Origin of the sequence: Moritella marina ATCC 15381, from assembly GCF_008931805.1 — a bacterium.
GTDB lineage: Bacteria > Pseudomonadota > Gammaproteobacteria > Enterobacterales > Moritellaceae > Moritella > Moritella marina.
Genome location: NZ_CP044399.1, coordinates 3591961 through 3607808, shown reverse-complemented (window position 1 = coordinate 3607808; position 15848 = coordinate 3591961). Strand labels below are relative to the sequence as shown.

4 protein-coding genes, 3 tRNA genes and 5 rRNA genes are annotated in these 15848 nt (G+C 44.5%); 10 read left to right on the top strand and 2 right to left on the bottom strand.

From position 1 onward, the window contains the following. Nucleotides 1-46: 46 nt before the first annotated feature. Complete coding sequence (gene trmA, locus FR932_RS16200; RefSeq protein WP_019443129.1) at nucleotides 47-1144, bottom strand: tRNA (uridine(54)-C5)-methyltransferase TrmA; 1098 nt, start codon at nucleotides 1142-1144, stop codon at nucleotides 47-49. A 382-nt stretch (nucleotides 1145-1526) separates the two neighbouring features. Here trmA and FR932_RS16195 point away from each other — a divergent pair, with 382 nt between their 5' ends. Together FR932_RS16195 and murI are read left to right on the top strand one after the other, a co-directional pair. Further along, nucleotides 1527-3326, top strand: a complete 1800-nt coding sequence (locus FR932_RS16195; RefSeq protein WP_019443128.1) for a TonB-dependent receptor domain-containing protein — start codon at nucleotides 1527-1529, stop codon at nucleotides 3324-3326. Between the two features lie 127 nt (nucleotides 3327-3453). Then, on the top strand, nucleotides 3454-4242 hold the full coding sequence (gene murI, locus FR932_RS16190; protein ID WP_019443127.1) for a glutamate racemase: 789 nt from the start codon (nucleotides 3454-3456) through the stop codon (nucleotides 4240-4242). A gap of 14 nt (nucleotides 4243-4256) precedes the next feature. Here murI and FR932_RS16185 read toward each other — a convergent pair whose 3' ends face one another. Then, nucleotides 4257-4712, bottom strand: coding sequence for an RNA recognition motif domain-containing protein (locus FR932_RS16185; protein ID WP_019443126.1), 456 nt, complete (start codon nucleotides 4710-4712; stop codon nucleotides 4257-4259). A gap of 670 nt (nucleotides 4713-5382) precedes the next feature. Here FR932_RS16185 and FR932_RS16180 point away from each other — a divergent pair. The 8 genes from FR932_RS16180 to FR932_RS16145 all read left to right on the top strand — a co-directional run bounded on the left by FR932_RS16180 (nucleotide 5383) and on the right by FR932_RS16145 (nucleotide 15797). After that, nucleotides 5383-6925 (top strand): 16S ribosomal RNA (locus FR932_RS16180). Between the two features lie 76 nt (nucleotides 6926-7001). Next, nucleotides 7002-7078, top strand: a tRNA-Ile gene (locus FR932_RS16175). Nucleotides 7079-7099: 21 nt separating this feature from the next. Beyond that, nucleotides 7100-7175: transfer RNA gene (locus tag FR932_RS16170), tRNA-Ala, on the top strand. A 294-nt stretch (nucleotides 7176-7469) separates the two neighbouring features. Continuing rightward, nucleotides 7470-10368, top strand: a 23S ribosomal RNA gene (locus tag FR932_RS16165). Nucleotides 10369-10504: 136 nt separating this feature from the next. Continuing rightward, nucleotides 10505-10620, top strand: a 5S ribosomal RNA gene (gene rrf, locus FR932_RS16160). 322 nt (nucleotides 10621-10942) lie between these two features. Beyond that, nucleotides 10943-12487, top strand: a 16S ribosomal RNA gene (locus FR932_RS16155). Nucleotides 12488-12586: 99 nt separating this feature from the next. Then, nucleotides 12587-12662: transfer RNA gene (locus FR932_RS16150), tRNA-Glu, on the top strand. Between the two features lie 247 nt (nucleotides 12663-12909). After that, nucleotides 12910-15797 (top strand): 23S ribosomal RNA (locus FR932_RS16145). Together the 16S, 23S and 5S rRNA genes with 3 tRNA genes alongside form the textbook arrangement of a ribosomal RNA operon. The last annotated feature ends 51 nt before the right edge of the window (nucleotides 15798-15848 follow it).

Genomic DNA, 15848 nt, shown 5'->3' with positions numbered 1-15848 from the left:
TTGTTAACGGGCTTTTATCTATTCAGGCGGTAGTGAGTAATCTCGCTTACTTTTTCGTTAAGTAGACACCTGACTCAACGTGATGGGTATACGGAAATTGGTCGAATAGCGCAAAACGTTCAATATTGTGTGTTTGGCTTAATGATTCTAGATTGTCACTTAACGTTTCAGGGCTACAAGAAATATAAACGATATTATCATAACCTTGTACCATTTTAATTGTTTCAGCGTCTAGACCAGCACGTGGCGGATCGACAACGATGGTGTTGCAATTAAATGTGCTTAAATCTACTTTTGCTGCTTTAAGGCGATTGAATTCACGTTCGCCATTAATCGCGATAGTAAACTCTTCGGCAGATAAACGTAAAATGGTTAAATTATCTAAACCATTCTCGGCGATATTGTATTGCGCTGATTGTACCGATGATTTAGATATCTCTGTCGCTAATACTTTTTCGAAATTTGGCGCAAGTGCGATAGAAAAATTACCATTACCGCAATACAGTTCCAGTAAGTCACCGCTACAATTTTTAGTCACGTCTAATGACCATTCCAGCATTTTTTGATTTACGATACCATTTGGCTGCGTAAAGCTGTTTTCAACTTGCTTGTACTTTAACTTCTTGCCAGCCACCGTTAATTCTTCAACCACGAATTCACGATCAAGAACGACTTTTTGCTTTTTAGCGCGACCAATAATACTAATGTTGAAACGTTCACTTAATTTTGCTTTTAATGCTGTCGTTTCAGCTATCCATTCATCGCTCAATTGACGATGGTAAAGTAAGCTAACTAACAGTTCACCGCTTAGTGTCGATAAGAAATCGACTTGGAAAAGTTTAAAGCGTAGTAGTTTGGATTTTTTTACTTCTTCAATCAGTATGGGCATGATCTCGTTAATCAGCTTACTGCCAGGTAAGAAATAATCGATTTTTATTTTTTGCTTAGTTTCTTGATCAAACATGATGTAGTCAAGATCATCGCCATCATGCCAAACACGGAATTCTGCACGTAAACGATAGTTTTCCGGCGGAGAGTCAAATACTTCCAATTCTGGTGGTGAGAATTTTTTAAATGTTTCACGTTGACGAGCTGCTTTATCGTCAAGCTGTGATTGGTAGTTGTCGGGATGCATTTCGATCATGTGGGCTCACCGTAGTTAGATACTAAACAAAAGAGTAGGGATTGTAAGACCCAAATAGAGTTTGTCCAGCATATTTTACCTTCAGCTCGTCACATACCTTACCTTATCTCGAAAATATAAATAAGCGAATTATAAATATACATTTATAGCGCATGACTCTATACTTTTGGCCGTTATTATTAGTAGAGTTAATTATCTACTTTTGTAGCATACATTTATTGGGGGAATCCAGTTAGATTCTGGACCTGTCGCGCAACGGTGATAGTGCTTAGCACTTAAGGCCGGTCTCCAATAGGAATCTGAGTAATTAATAAAATAATAAATACTCAATTTTGCTGAATGATTCGGCTTCTTTTTCTACGCGTAAATAGGAAAATTTACAATGTCTAAAAAACTCTTAGCAGCTGCACTCTTGCCGTTCGCTGCGCTTGCCCAAGATCCATCTATTAATAATGAAGAAGTAACTATTGTTACTGCCAACCGTGTTGAACAAGCTATTTCTGATGTGCTTGCACCTGTTACAGTGATAACCCGTGATGATATTGAATTAACGCAAGCACAATCTCTTACTGATGTTTTCCGCATGTTACCTGGCGTTGATGTTGGTGTTAATGGCGGGCGCGGTCAAACTGCAAGTATTTTCATTCGTGGTGCAAACTCAAACCAAGCGCTTATTTTGATTGATGGTGTGGCAATGTTGACTGCGAATAGTGGTAGCCCTGACTTTAACCAAATACCGATGAATTCCATTGAACGTATTGAGTTTATACGTGGTCCTCGTGCTGCTGTTTATGGTTCAGAAGCTATCGCTGGTGTGATCAACATTATTACACAATCATCAGCTGACCCCATTACAACGATAAGTGCTGGTTTTGGTTCTGATGCAAGTTATAAATCGAGTTTATATAGCCAGTTAAAGTTAACAGATAAAACACAATTGAAAGTAACTGCAGCTTATGAAACTACAGATGGCTATAACGTGAAGCCAACACCAGCGAATGAAGGTGATGAGCATGGTTTTGAAAGTCAAAACTATTCGCTCATGCTAAAGCATCAGCTATCCGATTTTTTAAGTGTATTTATCCAACCAAGATATTATCAAAATACGGTTGGCTATGATTCTTTTGACACAAATAAAGAAGCTTGGATTGAGAATGTAGCATTTGATGGCGGGGTTACTTATAGTAATGCTGCACTTTATTCGGAGTTAAAGTTAGGCACAATATTTGAAGATAAGTACGATTATTTAGCTGCAGATCCAGATAAACGACATTCGGTTTCTCCGGCTGTAAGGGAACAAAAAACGGCGAGTTGGTTAAATCAATATGCTTTCTCTGATATATATATTGCAGCATTAGGTTTTGATTGGAAAGATGAGAGTTATCAAAAAACAGGCCTTGATAAAAAAGATAAGTCGAATAAAGCTGTATTTACAACGCTGTCTGCAAATATTTCGTCTGTTACATTAGAAGGCTCTACACGTGTCGATGATAACTCACAGTTTGGTACTCATACTACATGGGGGCTAGCTGCTGGATGGCAATTAAACCCACAATGGAAATTAACTGCAAGTAGTGGTACGTCTTTTAAAGCGCCTTCATTATATCAGTTACATGATGGTTACTCGGGGAATTCCTCACTTAGACCTGAAGAGTCAATATCTTATGACATAGGACTAGAGTCTAAATTAGAATTAATCACTTGGTCTGTGAGTGCTTATTATCGCGATGTAAAAGATCTGATTGATAGTGATCCTATTACTTGGGCTTTTGTTAATCTAGATGGTCATAGTATTATGAAAGGTACAGAGTTAGAAGCATCTTTTGATCTGTTTACAATACGAAACCAGGCATCTATAGAATATTTAGATACGGAAGATTCAAATGGCAATGAATTATCTCGTCGCGCTAAGTATAAAGCTAAATGGCAGGGGACTGTCACTACTGGTAATGTTGATTGGGCTCTACAATATTTATATCAAGGTGATCGAGATAATTCTGGTTATGATGATATTACTTTGCCTGGATATAGCTTATGGAACTTATCAGCGGTCTATTATCTAATTCCTGAATTGAAGTTAGCGGCTAAAATTGAGAACTTATTCGATAAAGAATATGAGACGGCAGATGGTTACCCTGCGCCTGAACGTGGTTACTACATTAATGCCACTTATGAATTTTGATTTGTAATTGATTTTTAATGTAATGCCAAAGAAGCCAGCGATATGCTGGCTTCTTCATATCTATCTATTCCAATTTATCCAGCCCTTGATTATCATATGGCTTTTATAATCTTCCAATGGTTTGTACATGAGTAAAATATTGATTTTTGATTCTGGTGTAGGTGGCATATCTATATATAAAGCGATCAAAGAACAATTGCCAAACGCGGACTACCTTTATTTATTTGATAATGCCTACTTCCCATACGGTGAACTTGATCCTGAGTTTCTTGTTGAACGTGTCTGTCAGCTAGTCGGTTACATGTATGAAAAGCACAAACCTGATCTTGTTGTCATTGCTTGTAATTCTGCTAGCACATTGGTGTTGCCTGCTTTACGTCAGCGTTTTCCTATTGCTTTTGTGGGCGTTGTTCCTGCAATTAAACCTGCGGCATTGCAAAGTAAAAAGAAAAGCATCGGTTTGTTAGCTACGCCCGGGACGGTGTCACGTGAATATACTCAGTTACTGGTGAGCGAACATGCTCAGGATTGTCAGATTGATATGATTGGGACGACAAGTTTGGTGTTACAGGCTGAAAATAAACTATATGGCCATACTGTCGACTTAGATGAAATCAGTGCGGTGGTATCAAAATGGCAAGATCCAGACAATAGTCCCGATGTTGTGGTACTCGGCTGTACGCATTTCCCATTACTTATATGTGAACTAGAAATAATCCTTGGCGAACATATTAAATTTATAGATTCAGGTAACGCTATCGCATCACGTGTTAAGGATATATTAGGGGAAAGTAGTCTTTTGGCTGGTCAACGTAATTCTGGAAAAGCTTTCTGCACCAAAATACAGGCACAAAAAAAGCTGACTCTCCTATTTAATGAAATAGGATTAAGTCAGCCTTTATATATAGACGTATAATTTAATGAAGTAAATTACTCTGCTGGATGAAGAGTGCGTTCATTAGCTTCACGTACTTTTAATGTTCGTTGTTGGTATTCAGCATCGTTAAGCGATTGAATTGCTTCTTTCGCATCAGCCTCTGGCATTTCGACAAAACCAAAACCACGACGTTTACCTGTATGCTTGTCTTTCATTAAGCGAACTGATAATACCTGCCCATGTTCTGCAAACAATGTACGTACCGATGTTTCGTTTGCGCGGTAAGGTAAATTACCTACATATAAAGTCGTTGTTTCTACAGCTGCGCTGCTTGAAGATGACGGTATTGTTAATTTAATTGTAATACCAGTAATAATGGCACCAATTGCAAACGCAATCGGTGCTGCTATTGTACTTCCTGTAAAGGAAAGCACTGCAAAACCAATAGCAGCAATAGCCACTGAAATAACGGATGCTCGAGTAGCATTGGATAAAGTTGAAAAGCCCATCGTTTTAAAGAACCTCTGAAAACACATAAGTGATTAATATAAAAGAATAAATTATCAATTGTTACTCTTGTCCCTAATAGTAACGAATATATAGAAGAGCGACAATCAATCTCAATGTATCAATAAAAAGCTAAAAAAAATCATAGCTGTGTCTTATTTTGTCAAAAAATGTATGAAATACAAACAAAAATATTGGTGTTATTGAAATATAAATGCATAGGCTGTGTATAACTTGGTGGTAAGTTGTGGTTAATAATATCTTTGATTTTTTATGTGAAAAAGACTTGTCATCATCAGTCATCTCTCTATAATGCGACCTCACTGACACGGCAACAGCCGCTAAGTAAAGGTGTTTATCAGTATCGAAAGTTACTTTTTAACTTCCTGAAATAAAGTGCAAATATGTACTTGACTTCGAAAATGGTTTGCGTAGAATACGCAGCCTGACTACGACGTAAGGCGTCAAGGTCAATGCTCTTTAACAATTTATTCAAGCAATCTGTGTGAGCACTTGCAGAGATATAATGACCAAAAATTATATCAATGTAATTGTGAACATTAAATTAAATCGAAAGATTTGGTTTTATAAACAACAAACCTTGGTTTGTTGTTGAAGTACAGAATTCATTGAGCCGACTTAATCAGCATCGCTGATTAGTCAAAAAACTTTTAATTGAAGAGTTTGATCATGGCTCAGATTGAACGCTGGCGGTAGGCTTAACACATGCAAGTCGAGCGGAAACGAAGAATAGCTTGCTATTCTGGCGTCGAGCGGCGGACGGGTGAGTAATGCTTGGGAATCTGCCTAGTCGAGGGGGGACAACAGTTGGAAACGACTGCTAATACCGCATACGACCTACGGGTGAAAGGGGGCCTCTTCTTGAAAGCTCGCGACTAGATGAGCCCAAGTGGGATTAGCTTGTTGGTGAGGTAAGAGCTCACCAAGGCGACGATCCCTAGCTGGTCTGAGAGGATGATCAGCCACACTGGAACTGAGACACGGTCCAGACTCCTACGGGAGGCAGCAGTGGGGAATATTGCACAATGGGCGAAAGCCTGATGCAGCCATACCGCGTGTATGAAGAAGGCCTTCGGGTTGTAAAGTACTTTCAGCGAGGAGGAAAGGTGGTAAATTAATACTTTACCACTGTGACGTTACTCGCAGAAGAAGCACCGGCTAACTCCGTGCCAGCAGCCGCGGTAATACGGAGGGTGCAAGCGTTAATCGGAATTACTGGGCGTAAAGCGCATGCAGGCGGTTTGTTAAGCGAGATGTGAAAGCCCCGGGCTCAACCTGGGAACTGCATTTCGAACTGGCAAACTAGAGTTCTTGAGAGGGTGGTAGAATTTCAGGTGTAGCGGTGAAATGCGTAGAGATCTGAAGGAATACCAGTGGCGAAGGCGGCCACCCATAGTAACTGACGCTCAGATGCGAAAGCGTGGGTAGCAAACGGGATTAGATACCCCGGTAGTCCACGCCGTAAACGATGTCTACTCGGAGTTTGGTTCCTTGAGAACTGGGCTCTTAAGCTAACGCATTAAGTAGACCGCTCAGGAGTACGGCCGCAAGGTTAAAACTCAAATGAATTGACGGGGGCCCGCACAAGCGGTGGAGCATGTGGTTTAATTCGATGCAACGCGAAGAACCTTACCTACTCTTGACATCCATAGAACTTTTCAGAGATGAATTGGTGCCTTCGGGAACTATGAGACAGGTGCTGCATGGCTGTCGTCAGCTCGTGTTGTGAAATGTTGGGTTAAGTCCCGCAACGAGCGCAACCCCTTATCCCTTATTTGCCAGCACGTAATGGTGGGAACTCTAAGGAGACTGCCGGTGATAAACCGGAGGAAGGTGGGGACGACGTCAAGTCATCATGGCCCTTACGAGTAGGGCTACACACGTGCTACAATGGCGCATACAAAGGGCTGCAAACCAGCGATGGTAAGCGAATCCCATAAAGTGCGTCGTAGTCCGGATTGGGGTCTGCAACTCGACCCCATGAAGTCGGAATCGCTAGTAATCGTGAATCAGAATGTCACGGTGAATACGTTCCCGGGCCTTGTACACACCGCCCGTCACACCATGGGAGTGGGCTGCACCAGAAGTCATTAGCTTAACCTTCGGGAGGGCGATGACCACGGTGTGGTTCATGACTGGGGTGAAGTCGTAACAAGGTAGCCCTAGGGGAACCTGGGGCTGGATCACCTCCTTACGTAAAGTTGTTAATTTTTGTAAGTGCCCACACAAATTGCTTGAATAAAGAAATTAAAGACATAGTAAATGTCAGTAGGACTGTAGCTCAGTTGGTTAGAGCGCGCCCCTGATAAGGGTGAGGTCGGTAGTTCAAATCTACTCAGTCCTACCAATTTACTAGCCACAATGATGTGGGGCTATAGCTCAGCTGGGAGAGCGCCTGCCTTGCACGCAGGAGGTCTGCGGTTCGATCCCGCATAGCTCCACCACATCATGTTCTCAGGAAGAGACCAAAGTTAAATCTGCTTAGAATAGCAAGCGAATTAACTTTGGTTTTTTTAACTCTGAAATTCAGAGTTAGAGACGAAAATTATGCTTTTAGCATATGCTCTTTAAAAATTTGGAAAGCTGAATAAATAAAGAAGTTCTTAAAACACGTTATTGAATAATTCATTTTCGAGTGAATGGTTTAATAACAATAGAGTGTTCTTGAGTATTCTTGAGGCGAAAAAAACTAGATAATACCTAGTTATTTCAATTGTACGGTCTACTTTAGATTGTATGGTTAAGTGACTAAGCGTATACGGTGGATGCCTAGGCAGTCAGAGGCGATGAAGGACGTGTTAATCTGCGTTAAGCTGTGGGGAGTTGATAAAAAGCGTTAATCCACAGATTTCCGAATGGGGGAACCCACCTTACTAAGTAAGGTATCGTAACGTGAATACATAGCGTTGCGAAGCGAACCGGGAGAACTGAAACATCTAAGTACCCCGAGGAAAAGAAATCAATAGAGATACCCTTAGTAGCGGCGAGCGAACGGGTCTAGCCCTTAAGCAGTTTGGAAGTTAGTGGAAGATTCTGGAAAGTTTCACGATACAGGGTGATAGTCCCGTACATGAAAACGACCTTACTGTGAAATCGAGTAGGACGGCACACGTGATATGCTGTTTGAATATGGGAGGACCATCTTCCAAGGCTAAATACTACTGACTGACCGATAGTGAACCAGTACCGTGAGGGAAAGGCGAAAAGAACCCCTGTGAGGGGGAGTGAAATAGAACCTGAAACCGTATACGTACAAGCAGTGGGAGCAGACTTGTTCTGTGACTGCGTACCTTTGTATAATGGGTCAACGACTTAATTTCAGTAGCAAGGTTAAGCGAATAGCGGAGCCGTAGGAAACCGAGTGTTAACTGCGCGAATAGTTGCTGGGATTAGACCCGAAACCCGGTGATCTAGCCATGGGCAGGTTGAAGGTTGAGTAACATCAACTGGAGGACCGAACCGACTAATGTTGAAAAATTAGCGGATGACTTGTGGCTGGGGGTGAAAGGCCAATCAAACCGGGAGATAGCTGGTTCTCCTCGAAAGCTATTTAGGTAGCGCCTCGCGTCTAACTATTGGGGGTAGAGCACTGTTAAGGCTAGGGGGTCATCCCGACTTACCAACCCTTTGCAAACTCCGAATACCAATAAGTTCAATCGCGGGAGACACACGGCGGGTGCTAACGTCCGTCGTGGAAAGGGAAACAACCCAGACCGTCAGCTAAGGTCCCAAAGTGTATGTTAAGTGGGAAACGATGTGGAAAGGCTCAGACAGCCAGGAAGTTGGCTTAGAAGCAGCCATCTTTTAAAGAAAGCGTAATAGCTCACTGGTCGAGTCGGTCTGCGCGGAAGATTTAACGGGGCTAAACATACCACCGAAGCTACGGATGCAAGACTTGTTCTTGCATGGTAGAGGAGCGTTCTGTAAGCCGTTGAAGGTGAGTTGAGAAGCTTGCTGGAGGTATCAGAAGTGCGAATGTTGACATGAGTAACGATAATGGGGGTGAAAAACCTCCACGCCGAAAGACCAAGGGTTCCTGTCCAACGTTAATCGGGGCAGGGTGAGTCGACTCCTAAGGCGAGGCCGAAAGGCGTAGTCGATGGGAAACTGGTTAATATTCCAGTACTCGCTTATATTGCGATGGGGTGACGGAGAAGGTTAGGCTAGCATGGCGATGGTTGTCCATGTTTAAGGTAGTAGGCAAGTGACTTAGGCAAATCCGGGTCGCTCTCTTTAATGAGAATGCTGAGAACTGATGACGAGTCTCTACGGAGATGAAGTAGTTGATACCCGGCTTCCAGGAAAAACCTCTAAGCTTCAGATATGAGAGAATCGTACCCCAAACCGACACAGGTGGTTAGGTAGAGAATACTAAGGCGCTTGAGAGAACTCGGGTGAAGGAACTAGGCAAAATGGTACCGTAACTTCGGGAGAAGGTACGCCAATGATGGTGAAGGACTTGCTCCGTAAGCTATTGTTGGTCGCAGAGAAATGGTGGCTGCAACTGTTTATTAAAAACACAGCACTGTGCAAAATCGAAAGATGACGTATACGGTGTGACGCCTGCCCGGTGCCGGAAGGTTAATTGATTGGGTTAGACTTAGATCGAAGCTCATGATCGAAGCCCCGGTAAACGGCGGCCGTAACTATAACGGTCCTAAGGTAGCGAAATTCCTTGTCGGGTAAGTTCCGACCTGCACGAATGGCGTAATGATGGCCACGCTGTCTCCACCCGAGACTCAGTGAAATTGAAATCGCTGTTAAGATGCAGTGTACCCGCGGCTAGACGGAAAGACCCCGTGAACCTTTACTATAGCTTGGCACTGAACATTGAACCTACATGTGTAGGATAGGTGGGAGACTATGAAATATTGTCGCTAGATGATATTGAGTCGTCCTTGAAATACCACCCTTGTACGTTTGATGTTCTAACGTAGGTCCCTTATCGGGATTACGGACAGTGTCTGGTGGGTAGTTTGACTGGGGCGGTCTCCTCCCAAAGAGTAACGGAGGAGCACGAAGGTTGGCTAAACATGGTTGGACATCATGTGGTTAGTGCAAAGGCATAAGCCAGCTTAACTGCGAGACAGACACGTCGAGCAGGTACGAAAGTAGGTCTTAGTGATCCGGTGGTTCTGAATGGAAGGGCCATCGCTCAACGGATAAAAGGTACTCCGGGGATAACAGGCTGATACCGCCCAAGAGTTCATATCGACGGCGGTGTTTGGCACCTCGATGTCGGCTCATCACATCCTGGGGCTGAAGTTGGTCCCAAGGGTATGGCTGTTCGCCATTTAAAGTGGTACGCGAGCTGGGTTTAGAACGTCGTGAGACAGTTCGGTCCCTATCTGCCGTGGGCGTTTGAGAATTGAGAGGAGCTGCTCCTAGTACGAGAGGACCGGAGTGGACGAACCACTGGTGTTCGGGTTGTTATGCCAATAGCATTGCCCGGTAGCTAAGTTCGGAACTGATAACCGCTGAAAGCATCTAAGCGGGAAGCAGGCCTCGAGATGAGTTCTCACTGGAGCTTTAAGCTCCCTAAAGGGCCGTTGGAGACTACAACGTTGATAGGCAAGGTGTGTAAGTGCTGTGAGGCATTGAGCTAACTTGTACTAATTACCCGTGAGGCTTAACCATACAAATTAAAGTATGATTAATTGAAATAATCGACTTAAGAATAGATTGAACACTTTACGTTTTAAAGACTTCTTTATTTATAGCTTTTCAGATTAAAAACGAAGTGAAAACTTCTATAGAAAGCAAACCAGATTTGCTTGGTGACCATAGTGTTGCGGTACCACCTGACTCCATTCCGAACTCAGTAGTGAAACGTAATAACGCCGATGGTAGTGTGGGGTTTCCCCATGTGAGAGTAGGGCATCGCCAAGCGCCAAATTACTGTTTATTTAAGACGAAGTCTTAGGTAAATTAAATTGATGTAACGAAAGTTACAGCAATTTTCAGATATTACTCGTTTGAGTGCTATTTGAAAATTGTCGTGTTTACACGCCAATGCTCTTTAACAATTTATTCAAGCAATCTGTGTGAGCACTTGCAGAGATATAATGACCAAAAATTATATCAATGTAATTGTGAACATTAAATTAAATCGAAAGATTTGGTTTTATAAACAACAAACCTTGGTTTGTTGTTGAAGTACAGAATTCATTGAGCCGACTTAATCAGCATCGCTGATTAGTCAAAAAACTTTTAATTGAAGAGTTTGATCATGGCTCAGATTGAACGCTGGCGGTAGGCTTAACACATGCAAGTCGAGCGGAAACGAAGAATAGCTTGCTATTCTGGCGTCGAGCGGCGGACGGGTGAGTAATGCTTGGGAATCTGCCTAGTCGAGGGGGACAACAGTTGGAAACGACTGCTAATACCGCATGCGACCTACGGGTGAAAGGGGGCCTCTTCTTGAAAGCTCTCGCGACTAGATGAGCCCAAGTGGGATTAGCTTGTTGGTGAGGTAAGAGCTCACCAAGGCGACGATCCCTAGCTGGTCTGAGAGGATGATCAGCCACACTGGAACTGAGACACGGTCCAGACTCCTACGGGAGGCAGCAGTGGGGAATATTGCACAATGGGCGAAAGCCTGATGCAGCCATACCGCGTGTATGAAGAAGGCCTTCGGGTTGTAAAGTACTTTCAGCGAGGAGGAAAGGTGATAAATTAATACTTTATCACTGTGACGTTACTCGCAGAAGAAGCACCGGCTAACTCCGTGCCAGCAGCCGCGGTAATACGGAGGGTGCAAGCGTTAATCGGAATTACTGGGCGTAAAGCGCATGCAGGCGGTTTGTTAAGCGAGATGTGAAAGCCCCGGGCTCAACCTGGGAACTGCATTTCGAACTGGCAAACTAGAGTTCTTGAGAGGGTGGTAGAATTTCAGGTGTAGCGGTGAAATGCGTAGAGATCTGAAGGAATACCAGTGGCGAAGGCGGCCACCTGGCAAGTAACTGACGCTCAGATGCGAAAGCGTGGGTAGCAAACGGGATTAGATACCCCGGTAGTCCACGCCGTAAACGATGTCTACTCGGAGTTTGGTTCCTTGAGAACTGGGCTCTTAAGCTAACGCATTAAGTAGACCGCTCAGGAGTACGGCCGCAAGGTTAAAACTCAAATGAATTGACGGGGGCCCGCACAAGCGGTGGAGCATGTGGTTTAATTCGATGCAACGCGAAGAACCTTACCTACTCTTGACATCCATAGAACTTTTCAGAGATGAATTGGTGCCTTCGGGAACTATGAGACAGGTGCTGCATGGCTGTCGTCAGCTCGTGTTGTGAAATGTTGGGTTAAGTCCCGCAACGAGCGCAACCCTTATCCTTATTTGCCAGCACGTAATGGTGGGAACTCTAAGGAGACTGCCGGTGATAAACCGGAGGAAGGTGGGGACGACGTCAAGTCATCATGGCCCTTACGAGTAGGGGCTACACACGTGCTACAATGGCGCATACAAAGGGCTGCAAACCAGCGATGGTAAGCGAATCCCATAAAGTGCGTCGTAGTCCGGATTGGGGTCTGCAACTCGACCCCATGAAGTCGGAATCGCTAGTAATCGTGAATCAGAATGTCACGGTGAATACGTTCCCGGGCCTTGTACACACCGCCCGTCACACCATGGGAGTGGGCTGCACCAGAAGTCATTAGCTTAACCTTCGGGAGGGCGATGACCACGGTGTGGTTCATGACTGGGGTGAAGTCGTAACAAGGTAGCCCTAGGGGAACCTGGGGCTGGATCACCTCCTTACGTAAAGTTGTTAATTTTTGTAAGTGCCCACACAAATTGCTTGAATAGAAACGTTGAAGACAACGATTGGGATGAAATCCAATCGTGAAAGTAAATAGTGTCCCGTTCGTCTAGAGGCCTAGGACACCGCCCTTTCACGGCGGTAACACGAGTTCAAATCTCGTACGGGATACCACTTTTCTTTCTGACTAAAAATCAAAAATAACTAATCTCTTTAGATTCATTATTTTTGCTTTTTAGCAAATTGCTCTTTAAAAATTTGGAAAGCTGAATAAATAAAGAAGTTCTTAAAACACGTTATTGAATAGTTCATTTTCGAGTGAATGGTTTAATAACAATGAAGTGTTCTTGAGTATTCTTGAGGCGAAAAAAACTAGATAATACCTAGTTATTTCAATTGTACAGTCTGCTTTAGATTGTATGGTTAAGTGACTAAGCGTATACGGTGGATGCCTAGGCAGTCAGAGGCGATGAAGGACGTGTTAATCTGCGTTAAGCTGTGGGGAGTTGATAAAAGCGTTAATCCACAGATTTCCGAATGGGGAACCCACCTTACTAAGTAAGGTATCGTAACGTGAATACATAGCGTTACGAAGCGAACCGGGAGAACTGAAACATCTAAGTACCCCGAGGAAAAGAAATCAATAGAGATACCCTTAGTAGCGGCGAGCGAACGGGGTCTAGCCCTTAAGCAGTTTGGAAGTTAATGGAAGATTCTGGAAAGTTTCACGATACAGGGTGATAGTCCCGTACATGAAAACGACCTTACTGTGAAATCGAGTAGGACGGCACACGTGATATGCTGTTTGAATATGGGAGGACCATCTTCCAAGGCTAAATACTACTGACTGACCGATAGTGAACCAGTACCGTGAGGGAAAGGCGAAAAGAACCCCTGTGAGGGGAGTGAAATAGAACCTGAAACCGTATACGTACAAGCAGTGGGAGCAGACTTGTTCTGTGACTGCGTACCTTTTGTATAATGGGTCAACGACTTAATTTCAGTAGCAAGGTTAAGCGAATAGCGGAGCCGTAGGGAAACCGAGTGTTAACTGCGCGAATAGTTGCTGGGATTAGACCCGAAACCCGGTGATCTAGCCATGGGCAGGTTGAAGGTTGAGTAACATCAACTGGAGGACCGAACCGACTAATGTTGAAAAATTAGCGGATGACTTGTGGCTGGGGTGAAAGGCCAATCAAACCGGGAGATAGCTGGTTCTCCTCGAAAGCTATTTAGGTAGCGCCTCGCGTCTAACTATTGGGGTAGAGCACTGTTAAGGCTAGGGGGTCATCCCGACTTACCAACCCTTGCAAACTCCGAATACCAATAAGTTCAATCGCGGGAGACACACGGCGGGTGCTAACGTCCGTCGTGGAAAGGGAAACAACCCAGACCGTCAGCTAAGGTCCCAAAGTGTATGTTAAGTGGGAAACGATGTGGAAAGGCTCAGACAGCCATAGGTTGGCTTAGAAGCAGCCATCTTTAAAGAAAGCGTAATAGCTCACTGGTCGAGTCGGTCTGCGCGGAAGATTTAACGGGGCTAAACATACCACCGAAGCTACGGATGCAAGACTTGTTCTTGCATGGTAGAGAGCGTTCTGTAAGCCGTTGAAGGTGAGTTGAGAAGCTTGCTGGAGGTATCAGAAGTGCGAATGTTGACATGAGTAACGATAATGGGGGTGAAAAACCTCCACGCCGAAAGACCAAGGGTTCCTGTCCAACGTTAATCGGGGCAGGGTGAGTCGACTCCTAAGGCGAGGCCGAAAGGCGTAGTCGATGGGAAACTGGTTAATATTCCAGTACTCGCTTATATTGCGATGGGGTGACGGAGAAGGTTAGGCTAGCATGGCGATGGTTGTCCATGTTTAAGGTAGTAGGCAAGTGACTTAGGCAAATCCGGGTCGCTCTCTTTAGTGAGAATGCTGAGAACTGATGACGAGTCTCTACGGAGATGAAGTAGTTGATACCCGGCTTGGGAAAACCTCTAAGCTTCAGATATGAGAGAATCGTACCCCAAACCGACACAGGTGGTTAGGTAGAGAATACTAAGGCGCTTGAGAGAACTCGGGTGAAGGAACTAGGCAAAATGGTACCGTAACTTCGGGAGAAGGTACGCCAATGGTGGTGAAGGACTTGCTCCGTAAGCTACTGTTGGTCGCAGAGAAATGGTGGCTGCAACTGTTTATTAAAAACACAGCACTGTGCAAAATCGAAAGATGACGTATACGGTGTGACGCCTGCCCGGTGCCGGAAGGTTAATTGATTGGGTTAGACTTAGGTCGAAGCTCATGATCGAAGCCCCGGTAAACGGCGGCCGTAACTATAACGGTCCTAAGGTAGCGAAATTCCTTGTCGGGTAAGTTCCGACCTGCACGAATGGCGTAATGATGGCCACGCTGTCTCCACCCGAGACTCAGTGAAATTGAAATCGCTGTTAAGATGCAGTGTACCCGCGGCTAGACGGAAAGACCCCGTGAACCTTTACTATAGCTTGGCACTGAACATTGAACCTACATGTGTAGGATAGGTGGGAGACTATGAAATATTGTCGCTAGATGATATTGAGTCGTCCTTGAAATACCACCCTTGTACGTTTGATGTTCTAACGTAGGTCCCTTATCGGGATTGCGGACAGTGTCTGGTGGGTAGTTTGACTGGGGCGGTCTCCTCCCAAAGAGTAACGGAGGAGCACGAAGGTTGGCTAAACATGGTTGGACATCATGTGGTTAGTGCAAAGGCATAAGCCAGCTTAACTGCGAGACAGACACGTCGAGCAGGTACGAAAGTAGGTCTTAGTGATCCGGTGGTTCTGAATGGAAGGGCCATCGCTCAACGGATAAAAAGGTACTCCGGGGATAACAGGCTGATACCGCCCAAGAGTTCATATCGACGGCGGTGTTTGGCACCTCGATGTCGGCTCATCACATCCTGGCTGAAGTTGGTCCCAAGGGTATGGCTGTTCGCCATTTAAAGTGGTACGCGAGCTGGGTTTAGAACGTCGTGAGACAGTTCGGTCCCTATCTGCCGTGGGCGTTTGAGAATTGAGAGGAGCTGCTCCTAGTACGAGAGGACCGGGTGGACGAACCACTGGTGTTCGGGTTGTTATGCCAATAGCATTGCCCGGTAGCTAAGTTCGGAACTGATAACCGCTGAAAGCATCTAAGCGGGAAGCAGGCCTCGAGATGAGTTCTCACTGGAGCTTTAAGCTCCCTAAAGGGCCGTTGGAGACTACAACGTTGATAGGCAAGGTGTGTAAGTGCTGTGAGGCATTGAGCTAACTTGTACTAATTACCCGTGAGGCTTAACCATACAAATTAAAGTATGATTAATTGAAATAATCGACTTAAGAATAGATTGAAC